10 protein-coding genes and 7 pseudogenes are annotated in these 16,472 nt (G+C 41.0%); 14 read left to right on the top strand and 3 right to left on the bottom strand.

Annotation, left to right across the window (positions count from 1 at the left end; all coding sequences use genetic code 11):
• Nucleotides 1–200: 200 nt before the first annotated feature.
• The 7 genes and pseudogenes from A7Z29_RS22570 (at nucleotide 201) to A7Z29_RS22540 (ending at nucleotide 8,075) form a co-directional block, all read left to right on the top strand.
• The gene (locus tag A7Z29_RS22570) at nucleotides 201–1,046 is read left to right on the top strand and encodes an AraC family transcriptional regulator (RefSeq protein ID WP_105290870.1); all 846 of its coding nucleotides are present in this window, start codon (nucleotides 201–203) and stop codon (nucleotides 1,044–1,046) included.
• Between the two features lie 583 nt (nucleotides 1,047–1,629).
• Nucleotides 1,630–1,713, top strand: a pseudogene (gene dqlB, locus A7Z29_RS23865) (DinQ-like type I toxin DqlB); the annotation flags it as partial.
• Nucleotides 1,714–2,314: 601 nt separating this feature from the next.
• Nucleotides 2,315–3,352, top strand: a pseudogene (gene ltrA, locus A7Z29_RS22560) (group II intron reverse transcriptase/maturase); the annotation flags it as partial.
• A gap of 74 nt (nucleotides 3,353–3,426) precedes the next feature.
• Nucleotides 3,427–4,600: pseudogene (locus A7Z29_RS22555) on the top strand (IS3 family transposase).
• 212 nt (nucleotides 4,601–4,812) lie between these two features.
• The gene (locus A7Z29_RS22550) at nucleotides 4,813–6,315 is read left to right on the top strand and encodes a hypothetical protein (RefSeq protein WP_105290868.1); all 1,503 of its coding nucleotides are present in this window, start codon (nucleotides 4,813–4,815) and stop codon (nucleotides 6,313–6,315) included.
• An 865-nt stretch (nucleotides 6,316–7,180) separates the two neighbouring features.
• Entirely contained in the window at nucleotides 7,181–7,801 is a 621-nt protein-coding gene (locus tag A7Z29_RS22545; protein WP_105290867.1) for a ParA family protein, read from the top strand.
• 43 nt (nucleotides 7,802–7,844) lie between these two features.
• Nucleotides 7,845–8,075: a plasmid partition protein ParG gene (locus A7Z29_RS22540; protein WP_105290866.1), complete on the top strand. Its 231-nt coding sequence runs from the start codon at nucleotides 7,845–7,847 to the stop codon at nucleotides 8,073–8,075.
• A gap of 890 nt (nucleotides 8,076–8,965) precedes the next feature.
• On the opposite strand, the gene ddp1 is transcribed toward A7Z29_RS22540, so the two are convergent.
• Nucleotides 8,966–9,319 carry a DNA distortion polypeptide 3 gene (gene ddp1 / locus A7Z29_RS22530; protein ID WP_105290871.1) on the bottom strand — a complete coding sequence of 118 codons (354 nt, stop codon included), beginning with the start codon at nucleotides 9,317–9,319 and terminating at the stop codon, nucleotides 8,966–8,968.
• Between the two features lie 946 nt (nucleotides 9,320–10,265).
• Here ddp1 and A7Z29_RS22520 point away from each other — a divergent pair.
• The 3 genes from A7Z29_RS22520 (at nucleotide 10,266) to A7Z29_RS22505 (ending at nucleotide 11,959) form a co-directional block, all read left to right on the top strand.
• On the top strand, nucleotides 10,266–10,517 hold the full coding sequence (locus tag A7Z29_RS22520; protein WP_000121743.1) for a type II toxin-antitoxin system Phd/YefM family antitoxin: 252 nt from the start codon (nucleotides 10,266–10,268) through the stop codon (nucleotides 10,515–10,517).
• Nucleotides 10,507–10,788, top strand: coding sequence for a type II toxin-antitoxin system RelE family toxin (locus A7Z29_RS22515; RefSeq protein ID WP_105290865.1), 282 nt, complete (start codon nucleotides 10,507–10,509; stop codon nucleotides 10,786–10,788). Before A7Z29_RS22520 ends, A7Z29_RS22515 begins: the two co-directional genes overlap by 11 nt.
• Before the next feature lie 922 nt (nucleotides 10,789–11,710).
• Nucleotides 11,711–11,959 carry a hypothetical protein gene (locus A7Z29_RS22505; protein ID WP_105290864.1) on the top strand — a complete coding sequence of 83 codons (249 nt, stop codon included), beginning with the start codon at nucleotides 11,711–11,713 and terminating at the stop codon, nucleotides 11,957–11,959.
• A 240-nt stretch (nucleotides 11,960–12,199) separates the two neighbouring features.
• Here the strand turns inward: A7Z29_RS22505 and A7Z29_RS22500 are convergent, their stop codons facing one another.
• A complete protein-coding gene (locus A7Z29_RS22500; protein ID WP_021515401.1) occupies nucleotides 12,200–12,847 on the bottom strand; it encodes a hypothetical protein in 648 nt (215 codons plus the stop codon).
• 262 nt (nucleotides 12,848–13,109) lie between these two features.
• On the opposite strand from A7Z29_RS22500, the gene A7Z29_RS22495 reads away from it, so the two are divergent.
• Together A7Z29_RS22495 and A7Z29_RS22490 are read left to right on the top strand one after the other, a co-directional pair.
• Nucleotides 13,110–13,523 carry a hypothetical protein gene (locus A7Z29_RS22495; RefSeq protein ID WP_105290863.1) on the top strand — a complete coding sequence of 138 codons (414 nt, stop codon included), beginning with the start codon at nucleotides 13,110–13,112 and terminating at the stop codon, nucleotides 13,521–13,523.
• A 39-nt stretch (nucleotides 13,524–13,562) separates the two neighbouring features.
• Nucleotides 13,563–14,183: pseudogene (locus A7Z29_RS22490) on the top strand (tyrosine-type recombinase/integrase); the annotation flags it as partial.
• On the opposite strand, the pseudogene A7Z29_RS22485 reads toward A7Z29_RS22490, so the two are convergent.
• Nucleotides 14,118–14,814 (bottom strand): annotated as a pseudogene (locus A7Z29_RS22485) (IS1 family transposase). The pseudogenes A7Z29_RS22490 and A7Z29_RS22485 sit on opposite strands and share 66 nt — an antisense overlap.
• Nucleotides 14,815–15,689: 875 nt before the next feature.
• Between A7Z29_RS22485 and A7Z29_RS22470 the strand changes: the two are divergent.
• A pseudogene (locus A7Z29_RS22470) lies at nucleotides 15,690–15,884 on the top strand (type II toxin-antitoxin system RelE/ParE family toxin); the annotation flags it as partial.
• A 106-nt stretch (nucleotides 15,885–15,990) separates the two neighbouring features.
• Nucleotides 15,991–16,194 (top strand): annotated as a pseudogene (locus A7Z29_RS22465) (hypothetical protein); the annotation flags it as partial.
• Between the last annotated feature and the right edge of the window lie 278 nt (nucleotides 16,195–16,472).

Genomic DNA, 16,472 nt, shown 5'->3' with positions numbered 1-16,472 from the left:
GTAGTAATAAAGCTCAAATGAAAGGTGAAAAATAAAAGAATTTGCTATATTTTTGCAACATGTAAGCAATTGATATAACCGGCGCTGTTAAATGGTTATTAGATGTGTTTATCTAAAGTTGACGAATAACTTACAATATTGATTTTGTGTGGATATCCACCATCATTAATTAATATCGCATTCATTTCTGGATTAGTTAAATGAATAAATTTACAGCATTGGATCGAGTTAATGCTTTGTATTCTGTAATTAATACGGGTCCAATCTCAATAATAAACAATACAAAACTAAGTAGCAGTATATTAATTTATATAAAGAAATCAGGAGTGGTTCTCAAAATAAATGACAATCCGAACATACTTCCTCATAAGGATTCCGTCTTTTATATTAATAAAGATACTGAGGTTACAGTGCAGGCTAAAAAAAACTCATCATATGATATTTACTATTTTACCTCAAGTGAAGTAAAAAGGGTTTTTAATATACTCAGTACATTAATTATTAATACAACTGAAAATACAGCAAAGGAAAATTGTAAGCATCATAATTATGATGAAAATTATCTTTGTTTAGAATCAAAGGACGGAGATCATTCTATATTTAGAATGCTTCACGAAGATATCACACCATTAAGAAAAACACATATTCTACTGTATTTTTTATCTAGCCACCCAACTTTATCATTGTTCTACTTCTTTAGGAAAAATATAAAATTTACTTTCTCAGAAAGTATCAGATTAATTATTGAGGATGACTTGTCAGCTCCCTGGACAATTTCAGATATTAGCAAAATGATGTATACATCAGAATCAACAGCACGTAAAAAACTTTCAAAAGAAAATCAGACGTTTAGCAAAATTTTGCTAGAGGTCAGGATGCATGCTGCAGCAAAAATGATATTGACAACAGAAAAAAGCATTAATATTGTTGCACAGAGTGTAGGCTATACTAGCTCATCTTATTTTATAAAATCATTTAAAAATTTTTTCAAAATAACACCTAAACAATTATCTTTAAAGATTAAGAGGGAATCCATCGAAAAATAGGATACTAAGCAAGGGAATGTATTTAATTAATTGTTCAATATATATAAAATAATCACTACAAACGAATATATAGCCAGATTATTCAACATGCAGATCTGGCGAGTATCCTATTTATTTTTCCATAATCAATACAACATGGCGTCTAGCCATAAAAAACAAAAATGTATAATAAAATATTCACTCCCTCCAATTCCCGGTTTAGATGTTGCTATCTTGAAATGAGATAGTCTGTTGATGTTTATTTCTAACTTAGTTGTCGCGTACTCTTTTGAGATAATAAACCGTCTGATATCAATATAGTATTGAAATCTGAAAACTCCTGTAATGTTTATTATGATGCCCCGAATGATGTGACGAAAGTTGTCTAAAGCTAAGCCAGGAAAGTGTTCTGATGTGGTTGAATATTGATAAGGCAGCATCGGAGCTGATAGCCAGCGTCCTGAATGCGTATGGCCAGAACAGTAAATTTGAACCAAGTTCTCACGTCACCAGGCGACGTGTCTGGGGAACTGGTGAACAATAGGCACAGAAAAACCCAACTTTATGGGGGGGCAGTTCAGTGAGGTCGGGCTAAGAGAAATGGATGATTAACCTGTTAATCATCAATCTCAGGGATGTGATCGCCGTTGCAAACGCGCTGATTGCAGTTCTGGAACTGATTCGCCAGGTGCGACCAGAAAGTCGCTTAATATATTGTTTTAACAATTAGTTGTGTAAAACCAATCGTCCCATCGGTTGTAGCTTATCCGGAGTGCGTCGCTGGTAACGGCGGGGTTCTAAGCCCGGTGACAATGTATCCTTCCTATGGATACAAAGAATCGTGAGAGGAATTGGATGTCTGGAAGCATCAATCCGGACAAGGGGCTAGGCTGGTCAGTATGGCTAACGAAAGTGAACTACCAATAAAGATCGTTATCAAGTGACAGGCCAAAGATGCTGACAGGCCTGAACCAAAAGGTGAGTAGTCGGATATTCAGTTCTGTGCGTCTGAATACATGGGCATGAGTGCTACCGGTCGAAAAGTAGAGCCTAACCTGTACCCGTATATTAAGTGAAACTGGGTAAGTCCGTATTGCTGCCATCTTTGGCAGGCGAACCGTAAGGGACGCTGTTGGTTATGCGGGTAGAGGAGGACGGAAAAAGCGAATGCCGCCCTGTAATTGAGCGGATAAGGGTTCTGAATTTGCCCTGACCCGAAAGGGTGCAGACTTCCGTCTGGTCTTTAATCGCTTGAAAAGCTGTAAAGCAACCGCAAGGAGGCAGGCAAGATGAACACGCTGATTAAGGTGTCTGCGGCCTCCCGCCCCGATCGTTGGCATCTTATAGACTGGAAAATCCAACATCGAAAAGTGAGGAAGCTACAGATAAGGATAGCGAAGGCAACGTTGAACAAACAATGGCGCAAAGTTAAATCTCTGCAACGTTTGTTGGTTCGCTCGTTTTCTGCAAGAACTCTAGCGGTAAAACGGGTTACTGAAAACCCCGGTCGCAAAACACCGGGGGTCGATAAAAAGCTATGGAGTACACCAGAAAGCAAATGGGAGGCCATATTCCATCTTAAACGCAGAGGATATAAACCTAACCCGTTAAGACGGATATATATTCCAAAAGCCAATGGGAAACTTCGCCCACTTGGTATCCCCACAATGAAAGACAGAGCCATGCAGGCGCTTTATCTATTAGCTTTAGAACCTGTATCAGAAACAACAGCAGACCCTAATAGCTATGGATTTCGCCCGGCAAGAAGTACTGCCGACGCAATTGAGCAATTATTCATTTGTCTCTGCAAGAAAAGGTCACCAGTCTGGATACTGGAGGGGGATATTAAAGGGTGCTTTGATAATATTAGCCATGACTGGCTACTTGAAAATATCCCTATGGATAAACAAGTTCTCAGGAAATGGCTGAAATCCGGGTATATGGAAGAAGGGATCTTCAATAACATTGATGCTGGTACTCCCCAGGGAGGGATAATATCACCAGTACTTGCCAATATCTGTCTTGATGGGCTGGAACGTAAATTTCACGATCATGCGCTCACCAGAAAGACAACAAGAAAAGGCAATAAAAACAAAGTTAACTATGTACGATTTGCGGATGACTTTATCTGTACGGGAGCCTCTAAAGAACTGCTGGAACAAGTGGTTATGCCAATTGTTAAAGAGTTCATGCTTGAAAGAGGTTTAACACTGTCTGAAGAGAAAACCACAATTACACACATAGACGAAGGTTTTGATTTTCTTGGGCAAAATATCAGAAAATACAAGGGGAAGTTACTTATCAAGCCTTCAAAGAAGAACTTGAAAGTGTAGTGGCATAGTGAATTTGGCCACCTGAATAGAGGTGATATCATCACCTCATAGTCAAAACAGGTGACATTATGACCGGACGTAACAGACGCAATTTTAGCCCCGAGTTTCGCCTCGAGGCTGCCCAGCTTGTACTCGATCAGCATTACACCGTTGCCGCCGCTGCCACTGCGATGAATGTCGGCAAATCCACGATGGATAAATGGGTTCGACAACTGAAAGAAGAGCGAGCGGGAAAATCACCCATAGCTTCACCCATGACACCTGAGCAGATTGAAATACGTGAGTTGAAGAAAAGACTTCAACGCATTGAAATGGAAAGGGATATATTAAAAAAGGCTACCGCGCTCTTGATGTCAGACTCCCTGAACAATTCTCATTAGTTGAGAAACTCAGGGCGCGGTTTCCTGTTGCCGTTGTGTGCAACGTGTTTGGGGTTCATCGCAGCAGTTATAAATACTGGCGGCAGCCCAGGAAGCCTGACGCCACGAAAGTGGCATTACTGAGCCTTGTGCGTGAAGTTTATCACGAAAGTAACGGTTCAGCAGGAGCGCAAAGCATTGCCGCAATGGTCACCACCAAAGGTATAAAACTGAGCCGCTGGCGGGCAACAAAGCTGATGAAAACGCTCAATATTATCAGCTGTCAGCAACCTGGCCATCGTGATAAGAAGGCGTCTAAGGAACACATTGAGATCCCTAATTATCTGGATCGCCAGTTTGCTGTTACCGAGCCTAATCAGGCTTGGTGCGGTGATGTGACTTATATCTGGACGGGAAAACGCTGGACTTATCTGGCTGTTGTACTCGATTTGTTTTCCCGCAAACCGGTTGGCTGGGCGATGTCATTTTCCCTGATTCCGCACTGACAGGTAAAGCCCTGTCGATGGCCTGGGAAGCACGGGGGAAACCGGCTAATTTACTGTATCACTCGGATCAAGGCAGTCACTATACCAGCAGGAATTTCAGACAGTTACTGTGGAGATATCAGATAAAGCAAAGCCTGAGTCGCCGGGGAAATTGCTGGGATAACAGCCCAATGGAACGGTTCTTCAGAAGCCTGAAAACAGAGTGGGTACCGGATAATGGCTACGCGAATTTTAGCGAAGCCAGCACGGCAATAACGAATTACATCACAGGATATTACAGCCAGCTCAGACCTCATCAATATAATGGTGGTTTGACGCCGAATGAATCAGAACGATTGTTCTGGAAAAACTCTAAAGCTGTGGCCAGTTTTTGTTGACCACTACAAAGTCTTTGACACAAAGTTTTATATTTTTATCAAAGTGGACATGAGGGGAATTAAATTTGTGATCTTTTTCAAATAATGTGTTCTTGATAGTAGATTCTGGTTAGTGATATCTATTAACAATATATTAAATTTCTTTTGTATTATCGCTGATAAAACTACTGTATTGGTATTCTATATATTATTGAGTAACAGGAGATATCACTATGAAGAAATTTTATCATTTTAGGGATGAACAGCGAAAGGAGCTTGAACAACATGATTTTTATAGTTTGATTTCTTCAGATTGTATAGCGTTGAAAGACAAACTATTATTTGCTCCTGTTATGGCTCATTTCATAATGAACTTCAGAGACATGAATAAATGGGTTATCAGGTTTGATAACAATGATAATGAATATAAATCTGTTATAAATGGTGGAACAATCGAGGATGAAACACATTCAAGATTGTTTCTGGAAGACTGGAGGAAGCTATATATAGATGACAAACTTAACTGGAAAGCAAGTGATGTTATATACTGGTTGTTTATTAGTCGAGAAATGGAGTGTTTCCGAAAATTTGGTATTGATTTTATGAGACTTTGTGTAGATGATGGAGGAGAACCAATACTTCGATATTCTCACTCCGAGTCAGGAGAAACTTGCGGTAATATATTCTTTTCAAAAATTAGTCCTATTGCTGATCAAGTTGCCAATCATTTGGGAATATCACTCCGTTATTTTGGAACATTTCACCTTAATCTTGAAAATGGACATGTATGGAAGTCAGAAGGTGTTTTTGAAAATATAGAGTTGTCACCAGATTCTTATAATAAAATGGCTACTCTCTCAAAGAGAATGTTTGATATATTTGAAGGGATTCATGACTCTTTTTATAATTACCTGTCCAGTTATGTTCTTAATGGAAGTCATCCGTCATTTTTTGAATCATTACCTGTAGGGAAAAATGTTGCACCTATATACCCTGAGTTTGTGATAGAAAACAAAAGCCATAACGATGATAGACATATTGAATATATAAACAATTACCTGGAAAAAATATCGAGTCATGAGTTCTTCAAATGGCTGATTAACACCTCAATAGACCCTCAATTGAAATTGAAAAGTTTCATACCTCTTTGGATTGTTGATATTATGGGATATAGAGATATTAATAAATATGTTTTTACATATGAACAACCTGAATCAGAAAGTGAAAAGATTATAAATGATTATGCATTACACCTGTCAGAGCATAGCCGTTTATTTTATCATGACTGGAAGTCACTTCAACTTGATGATATGTTACGTTGGAGTGCCAGTGATACTCTTGAGTTTATTTTTCTTAATGCAGATATGGATATGCATAGAGAAAATATAGTTAAGTTTTCTTTGTTCGGATTAAAACACAGAGATCCTGTTATCAGGTTCTGGTTTATGATGATACTGGAGTTAAGTGGAAAAGAATTTTTCTCTCATGTTGGAGATATAGCTTTACAGGTGGAAAGTAAATATAATATTTATCTCCCATATTTATGTGGACGCCATGCAACAGAAAATGAGCATGAAGCATACAATAATATGTATGAGCATTTTATGGTAAAGGAAATTAGCCCTGAACAAAGTGATCTAATAATACAAATTACAGACATGGTTATGCGGTCATTATTGAATAATTTGGATATCTCATATCGATATGTAGTGAATAATTTATTGGCTGCTCGTTAGAAGAACAGCATTGGTATGACTCTGATGCTCCTTAAAATCCCACTTTTCAGAGTGGGATTTGTTTAATGCCCAGAACAGGGGGAATTTCCATTCATGCCCAAAAAATATTTTGATGCCCTCCCGCCAATTCTCGCGTTCAGTCCTTCCTGAAAAACCTCAGAATTCACGTAGCGCATCGCCGCTACTGCATCCATCAAAAAAACTGACAGTTTTTTTAATCATCTTGTGTGACTCAACTTACTGAAAAAATGGGGTTTATGAAAATACCACCGTCGGCATCAAGCAGTTGGTCAGCGCAACCGGCTGCATCGACTGCAACAAAAAAACTGAAAGAGAAAGCCCCTCAAATGAGGGGGAAAAAACGGAAGTACAGCCAAACGACAGGCACAAAAAAAACCCGACGGGTAATCGGGCTTTTTTGTGTTTTCCAGCCCTGAGTTGGTGGCTCTGACTGGAGAAGAACTCTCTTCAACCAACATAGACATAATATGTCTACATGATATGGAATGCAACCGTATCCGCTTATGCGTATAATACACCGGTTGGTTCTGATCCGTTATAACTCCAGCCTTCCCGCAAGGATTAAGCGATTTTAAGTCCTGGCTGAAAAACAGGTGGTGCTGTTGTCAGTGCTCTGGCTGGAGTACACTCTAAGAGAACCAAAAAACAAATAAGGAGTAGATGTGACCTTGTCACTACACACTCATAAACTCAAATACTCATATATACAAGATAACTCAAATGAGTAAATGATCTTTAACTCATATACACATAGACTCATATTAACCTTTACTCATGCAAAGAGTATGGTAAACTCAAAAACTCACAGGAGTAATTGAGTAGATACACAATTGAGGGTTTGAGTATGAAGGTGATCTCATTTCTGAATCCGAAAGGGGGTTCAGGTAAAACAACTGCCGTAATCAACATAGCCACTGCGTTGAGCAGAAGCGGATACAACATTGCTGTGGTAGATACAGATCCACAAATGAGCCTGACGAACTGGAGCAAAGCAGGCAAAGCAGCATTTGACGTATTTACAGCAGCATCAGAAAAAGACGTCTATGGAATTCGAAAAGATCTGGCGGACTATGACTTTGCTATCGTGGACGGGGCAGGTTCACTCTCAGTAATCACATCCGCAGCCGTTATGGTAAGCGACCTGGTAATTATCCCTGTCACCCCCAGCCCTCTGGATTTCTCCGCAGCAGGAAGTGTGGTTACAGTCCTGGAAGCACAGGCTTACAGCCGCAAAGTAGAAGCCCGCTTTCTTATCACCCGTAAGATAGAAATGGCAACCATGTTGAATGTGCTTAAAGAAAGTATCAAAGACACCGGTGTTAAAGCATTTCGTACAGCTATTACACAACGTCAGGTTTATGTGAAATCAATTCTTGATGGCGACAGCGTGTTTGAATCCAGTGATGGCGCTGCAAAAGGTGAAATAGAAATCCTTACAAAAGAGATAGTTAGAGTTTTTGAGTAATTACTCATATAATCAAGTAAGTATAAAAACCGGAGTAGCCTGAATGTCACTTGAAAAAGCGCATACGTCAGTAAAAAAAATGACCTTTGGTGAAAACAGAGATCTGGAACGAGTAGTAACAGCACCAGTATCACCAGGACGAATCAAACGTGTTAACGTCAATTTTGACGAAGAAAAGCACTCGCGGTTTAAGGCTGCATGTGCCAAAAAAGGTACATCAATCACTGACGTGGTGAACCAGCTTGTAGATGAATGGCTCAAGGAGAACGAATAATACGAACAAATCCTGGAAGCCGAAGCGATCAGACGGGCCGACGCAAAACAACTGTTCTCAAAGCAGCTCTGGCTATGTATAACAGCCGGGGCGAAAAAATAGGTACTTAATTCTGCAAAACTTAGATGATTCAGGATTTAATCTATCAGTAGGAGTTCGGACAAAATGGATGATAACTCTACGTCAGTGACCAACAAAGAAGATATGCAGGAAATTTCTTTAAAAAACTGGCTAAAAAATAAAAAACCATTGTATTACTTATTTTTACTGCATTAACAAATATTGGCAACGCCCTCTCAACATTCGATGCGATCACAGAAAAAGCTAGTTCATTCTACACATGGCTAGGAGAATCATCAAAATTTGAAGAAAAGTGGACTAATAATCAGGAAGGATATATTGACGGTCCACCTAAGTTTCTGGCTAAAAATGATAGTACTGACGTTATCAGCTTTGAAATCAGAATTAAAGATGGAGAAGTGAATGGCGAACTGCATACAGATTCTCGCTTAAAAATATGTGAGAAAATAGAAAAACGACTGAAAAATTTTTGTACATTAATAGCTTCATAACCTTTGATGATAGAGGGTAAAAATCACCATTCTCTAATCAATTTGACGCTCATATCATTGAATGGAGAGACGGTAAAAAGCAATTGATAGCAATATTAAATATGAAAATAGAAAACGATGGGGAAATGATTGTTACCAATACAATGAGGACATTAGAATCACGAACTTTTCCCCAAAAATTTTATATGATTAAGATCATAGATGCAGACTAGTTTGGGTAGTTCTCCGTAGGGGAGAAGTTATAAAAACAGGAAAATGGAATAAACATCGTTCGTGTAAAAGGCATTAATGCGAATGGAGACATGTATTTCCAGGGACTTAATCAAACAATGGTATCAGTTTTTCAACCAGTAGCAGATCGCTTAAACCATCTAACAAAACAACTTCTATACCTGAATCAATAAGTGAATCAATCCCAGGTACTTCCCCAAAGCCGATAACCATGATCGGCTTTCGGTCTATAAAATCGAATATTACTAATGGAAGTATTACACTGTTAATTAATTCAAATTCTTCAAAGAAAGCATTAGTGCCATACTCACTGGTAGGAAAAAGAATCTCACTTAATCTCACACCATAAAAAACATGATAGTGTTCTTTAAGGTTATCCTTTAAAATATTAACAGCCTTAGAATATTTCTCGTTAATAAATTCTTTGACCAGATATCTCATAAATCTCTCCAACAAGAACCGACTGTAGGTCACCGGGCAAAGGTTGCGGAATGGCGTCAGAGACGTCATTCTGCGGCGTTTGCCCTATCCTGCATCGCAGTGTCATGATCTTTTTTAAATCTGTGGATACACTTAAAAATCCTCTCATCTTTAGTTAAAAATCTTCTCAACCTTACTTAAAAATCTTCTCAACTTATGTTAAAAATCCTCTCAACTTTAGCGTTTTTTCATTATGTTTTTCATGATGTTACGGCTATCTAAGTTTTTAAGTTTTTAAGATCAAGAAGAAAAGATAAGTTTTTTAAATGCACAATGCCTGTGGATAACTTTGCGTAAATCCGGAGGACAGATCACTCTGAAGCAAGACAACAGCATCTGAAAACAATATGCTCAATTTTCAACCACAGAGCGTAAGTGTCTGATATCAGATCCGCTCAATTCCGCTTCCTCGCTCACTAACTCGCTACGCTCGGTCGTTCGACTGCGGCGAGCGGTGTCTCCTTTCTCAAAATCTGAAAAGTTCAGATCATACGATCCGTTATTTGATCTTTTTTGGATCTTTCACTGAGGAGCCCTTAATCGATTTCTAACGCTTTGTTCGAGAAACCGTGTGAAATGGAAAAAATCGCTCAGAATGCGATACAGCGCGTTTTAGAGGGTATTCACAAAACAATTGCTGCCTCGCAGAAGTTTTGATCAAGATTGAACTGCTATCTGGATCATGACAGCAGATCACAGCAACAAGGCCGCTAAAAACCGTTGAACGGCGTTAACAGCGGGCTGATTGCAACGAAACGGGAAAAAATGCTCAGAACGCGTTACAGAGCGTTTTAAGGCGATGTCGGAAAGAGCCATATCTCACCTGTTCTGATGTTTTTCTCAACATAAGCACTTTTAAGAGTGCTTTTAAAGATGCTATCATACCAATGAGACAAACGGAGGGCTTATGAGTTATCAAATCCTGACAACCACAGCGGCCAGTATTACTGACCTGAAAAAAAATCCTATGGGAACCGTAGCTGAAGGTGAAGGGGACGCTGTTGCGATCCTGAACCGAAACGAACCGGCGTTCTATTGTGTTCCACCAAAACTTTACGCCTACTATCGGGAACTCGCTGAAGATGCTGAGTTAAACGCTGTTGCTGATGAGCGCATGAAAAACCCGGAAATTGTGAAGGTTAACCTGGATGACCTATGAACTGGCTTTTGACCGCAGAGCACTGAAGGAATGGCAGAAACTCGGCCACACCATCCGTGAACAATTCAAAAAGAAACTGGCAGAACGGCTGGAAAATCCACGCGTACCCGCAGCCCGGTTACATGGTCATGCTGATCGCTATAAAATCAAACTTCGTGCATCTGGCTACAGACTTGTATATCAAGTCATTGATGAGAAAGTCGTTTTACTCGTTATTGCCGTTGGAAGAAGGGAAAGCAGCGAAGTCTATCAGATCGCAGATATACGCTGAGATATACTTCTTTATATAAAAACAAGGTAGAGAGACATTAAAATATGAATAAGAAATTCTATTTCTCTCGGTTATCATGGGGATTACTCCCCGTTTTCTTTGCAATTTATAACTTAATCCACGAACCATTAACATCAAAAACAATACAAATATCAACCCTATAGATTCTCAGTGGAATACTTCTACCTGTCTCTATGTACACTGTAAAAAAATATAGCACTTAAATATGCATCAATACAGTTTTGGAACCCCACTTGGCTAAACTCCAATGGCGTTAATCGTTTTTATGTTATATATGTGTTTTTTTGTATTGTTTTTGCAATACCATTTAGTATTTTATATCTATATCATCGATATACAAGCTCAAAAAAATGACAGCTACCATCTTTTCGTAAGATTGTATTTGGGTAAGCCCCTTAAAGAAGAACTCCTGCGGAGTCATATCCGGGCGGGCATCTGTTCCCTCTTCAGCTACCGCCAGCAAGAAATCACTCTGTACTGGCCGCACAATAGCGCAAATGAGATCTGGTAACGCCTTAACGGGTAATTTCTCTGCCACAGAAAGCAGATGATTGAAGCGTTTTTTTCATTGGCTATAGTTGCTTTCTCTTTCTTGTTTCGGTGCCAGAAAATCGCTGTCTGTAACCTTCCTTATGGTGGTCAGGATGATGGTTTTCATTCTAATGCTGCGGCAGTTTCACGTTACGCGCACGTGCATATTCTTTGAAAGCTTTGGCGTTAGCCGGTCAACCAGTAATAGGATGTGTTTATTTTAAGGATGGTAAGACAACCAAAAAAATATTAAATATATAAACCCAGAGTGTTCTATACCCTATAATGCAACAAAAGTGAATAACATAACTAACTCAATGGTTGAAGAAGAATTCAAAAGGAAAAATGTAAATATTAATTGGGGGGCACTATGTCTGAAGAATTAAAAAAAATATTAGAAAGTAAACATACGAAGTATATAAAGTTTTTATCTTCGATAAATAAGTTAAAAATACCAGTTGAAGGCCGACTTCATGACGCATATACAGATGCATTATTGGCTGGGCGAATAGAAATTTTGGGGTTAGAAAAAGAAAATAGTTCTTTAAAAAGAGATATAAAGAACTTAATGATAAACACAGACTGTGTACCGATGAGATCGGCACCAACAATTAAATAGTGCTCATTGGGCTCCTTTGGTCTGGTAGGGCGATGGCCCACTACGTGAACTATCACCCCGCGCTAAGGGTGTTTTATGTGCAGTTGTCAACCACTGGGGGCCCCACGATTCAGAAGTTGACAATTCAAAAACTGAGAACATGAAGAAACCCTATACGTCTGTCATACTCGCTCGTAAGCGGCCCTGAAGGCTCGCTTACGCGACATCCGTTAGTTATAACGTCAGAAGAATTATTGAGCTTTACTCAAGATCTTCTTCGTCAATCTCCAGCCATCCACGATAAGCTGACTCTGTATCTTTCACATCGTTTTGAGTCATGTCAGCATTGCGTAGAAAATTAAAAGCTGCCGCACAAAATTGATCTTCCAGGTATTTGAAATACTCCAAACCTATATCCAGCCCCAGCTGCTTTGGCGAGAGAATATCAACTGAAAATGCAGCCATATAGTCACCGTCATCACTTTCCCAGCTATTGTCACCAAAAATCACGCAAGTAAAACTCTCGGGTACGAAATCCAGAGGGAATGAGCCAGTTACAGTCCGTTCTTTGCCCTGATACTCTATTTTTGCAGTGACATAAATATCATAATCGCTGTTTTTTGTTTTAGGATCGAAACGGTTTTGCCGTAAAATTGTGCATACAGCGTGCAGTTTTCCCGTACCTTTAAAATTTAGCTCTCTCATTTCAGCATAGTAAGGGAATGTATTGTCGTATTTAGCAGGAACAGGCGGTAATTCACGATTGACGGATAACAAGTTGTTGTCAACTACCTGCCAGCCAGCACGCAGCCATTTAGTTACCTGTTGGGGGGTGACTTTAAGGGCGCTAGCGAAATCCCGCTGAGTGTTGTAATACAATTCAATATATTCTTTTAGTGAAAGTTTCATGTAATTATCTCCTTGATTTGATGAAATAATAATCATATTTTGCTTACTTTTCAATAAAAATAAGCAAAATATGATTACTTGAGGCCAGGTTTTCTATAATGGCTATCAGGTGATTTCGTAATGTGGTTATATCTTTGGTAATTATAATATTGGTGATGGTAACTTCGTGAGTGTATCAGGCTGTGTGAAGGTAAAATCAGTGATGATGGATGACGTTATCGCATGACCGTCCCTGCCCGGAAAAGTAAAAAAGGAGTCATCCATGTTTTTTATTGAGAATGAAGGTCAGGCTGTCGCCAGAACGGATTACTGGCAGTCTGTACAGGCGCAGGCCGGATATGTCTACCTCAGCTGGAATGCCGGCGCAGCCAGGCTGCTTGTCCCGGATGCGGCAAAACATTTACTCAGGGAGATGCGGGGGGCTGAATACGTCATCATCAGTAAGGGAATGCTGCATGGTCGCGATGCGCTGGAACTGATATTTGAAGACGGCAGCGATGCGCCGTTTGTGATCCACATGCTGAGTGAGCAGTGCGATCGCCTGCTCCCCGAAAATAACCAGGGAGGGGGTTTTGTTGTCACCGTCTGGACGCGTGGCGGTAACCAGCTCCGTTATCCGGGAAAGTACCGGGTTGTGGAAAACCTGCCCGACGTTTCCCCGTGGAATGAACACTGATATGCATCACCTGCCAGCGCCGCTCCAACTATGCCCGGGATGCCCCTGGCCACACTGTGGAACACCGGTGCGCGAATTAATGAAGCACTGGCGCTGACGCGGGGGGATTTTTCGCTTGCGCTCCCGTATCCGTTTGTGCAACTTGCGACCCTGAAACAACGGACCGAAAAAGCAGCCAGGACGGCTGGAAGAATGCCAGCCGGCCAGCAGACTCACCGGCTGGTTCCACTCTCCGACACCTGGTACGTCGGCCAGCTGCAGACGATGGTGGCAACACTGAAAATCCCCATGGAACAGCGTAATAAACGGACAGGCAGGACAGAGACAGCGCGGATCTGGGAAGTGACGGACAGAACGGTCAGGACCTGGATTGTGGAAGCGGTTGCCGCCGCTGATGGTCTGATGTTCTCTGTCCCGGTCACGCCACATACATTCCGCCATTCCTATGTGATGCACATGCTGTATGCCGGTATACCGCTGAAAGTTCTGCAAAGCCTGATGGGACATAAGTCCATCAGTTCAACGGAAGTTTACACGAAGGTTTTTACGCTGGACGTGGCTGCCCGGCACCGGGTGCAGGGTAATGACTCTAACTTATTGATAGTGTTTTATGTTCAGATAATGCCCGATGACTTTGTCATGCAGCTCCACCGATTTTGAAAACGACAGCGACTTCCGTCCCAGCCGTGCCAGGTGCTGCCTCAGATTCAGGTTATGCCGCTCAATTCGCTGCGTATATCGCTTGCTGATTACGTGCAGCTTTCCCTTCAGGCGGCATTCATACAGCGGCCAGCCATCCGTCATCCATATCACCACGTCAAAGGGTGACAGCAGGCTCATAAGACGCCCCAGCGTCGCCATAGTGCGTTCACCGAATACGTGCGCAACAACCGTCTTCCGGAGCCTGTCATACGCGTAAAACAGCCAGCGCTGGCGCGATTTAGCCCCGACATAGCCCCACTGTTCGTCCATTTCCGCGCAGACGATGACGTCACTGCCCGGCTGTATGCGCGAGGTTACCGACTGCGGCCTGAGTTTTTTAAGTGACGTAAAATCGTGTTGAGGCTAACGCCCATAATGCGGCGGTTGCCCGGCATCCAACGCCATTCATGGCCATATCAATGATTTTCTGGTGCGTACCGGGTTGAGAAGCGGTGTAAGTGAACTGCAGTTGCCATGTTTTACGGCAGTGAGAGCAGAGATAGCGCTGATGTCCGGCGGTGCTTTTGCCGTTACGCACCACCCCGTCAGTAGCTGAACAGGAGGGACAGCTGATAGAAACAGAAGCCACTGGAGCACCTCAAAAACACCATCATACACTAAATCAGTAAGTTGGCAGCATTACCCACTATATCATACGCAAGTAAACCTCCATTCACCAGCTTCCGGCATTAACCTTACCACAAATATAAATACTTTACCATCATTAAGGGAGGAAAACAGTCACGAGAGAGAACCCTTTGTGTTTTTTGTGCAGAACCGTTAAATAAAGAAAACTGGTATTTCATTTACTATTGCTAATATATGTATTCATACGAATCAGAGCATTTCCGATATTAATAACATGCAGTAATAAAATTAATATAAACCTGAGCAAAAATAATACAGGATACTGTATGCAGACTCAGTATTGTATATCCAACGGGAAAACGTTTCTCATTCAGTGGAACAAGGATAAAGACGGCCAGCACCCAACGTCAGGGGCATGTCGGTTACAGGCTTATTATCAAAATCGGTACGGAACCACAGATTTCATTTTCCAGGTGAACTCCGGATACAGAGAAAGCGTTCACATACCTTCTGAAACAGAAGGGTGCATTGAATGTGTACTGCAGTAATGGCTGGTTGTGATATATTGTAAAGCTGTCTGAACATTAGTGTTTAAAATATTTCATAAATAAAGAGATATTAATGTTATGAAAAAACCAATGACTGGGGTTCCAGCGTAGCATTATTTGTTACAGACCGGAACTGCAGTCCTGAATGACGAACTACAGGACAAATTCGCCAGTTGGTACCCCGGTTGTATGATAGACGCTCAGAGTAGAGGGACACGTTATCCGCGATGGCAGCATAACTACTGCCCCAGGGTTTTTCATGCTCTCCTCTGTCATTTTCTGAAACTCTTCATGCTGCATTTCGATTTTCCTTCTAAGATCATAACTCGCATACAGAACGGTGCAGTCCCTGACACAGGCACCGGTCATTCTGTTAACTCATCCACGTATGGGAGAACAGTTGTTTCAGTTTGAACCCAGGGAGGTCAGACGGATTTTTGCTGGCGAGTACGAAATCCGTTACGAACTTAATGGCCAGACTATTTATGTATTGCGCCTGTGGCGCACACGAGAAAACAGGTAGATTGTGTGTGGAGGCAACTTTAACATAGCCTGCAGGTATTAATTCTGGAGCATTGTTATCAGGCCAGATATTTTGCATTCCATTAAATAATCTTGTAGGATATAAAATGAATTACGATGAAATAACGAAAATTACCGCTGAACGTATTAGCGACTACATGACCGACGCAGTTAATACTGACTCTAAAGCCGTTGCGGAAATGTTTCATAACGCTGCATGGGGAGTGCGAACATTGTGGTTTGAACTCGTCACAAAAATAGATATGGATATACATAAAAAGAACAGGTATGCGAGTTATGATCTTAGAAGGAAAATCGAAATGCAGCATGAAGAGTTTCAGAAAATGACAGAGCGCGAGCAAGTGCCTTTATTGAAATCGCCAGAATAATAGAAACAGTACAAGTGCACTGCTGTATTATGTTTTCCTTGACGTTTTGAATCGCGGTGCCCATGTACTATGATTCCCCGTGTTATACCTCATATTATTACTTTTACTAAAGTTGATACCTGTGAAAGCAATAATAATTTAGCGGGAGTTCTGGCCGGAGCTTCTGCACCAGAACTGGCGCACCTGCTGAAATCAACAGA

The sequence above is a fragment of the Escherichia sp. MOD1-EC6842 genome, assembly GCF_002965705.1.
Taxonomy (GTDB): domain Bacteria; phylum Pseudomonadota; class Gammaproteobacteria; order Enterobacterales; family Enterobacteriaceae; genus Escherichia; species Escherichia ruysiae.
Note: the sequence above shows the minus strand (reverse complement) of the source record. Positions and strands in the feature narration are given on the sequence as shown.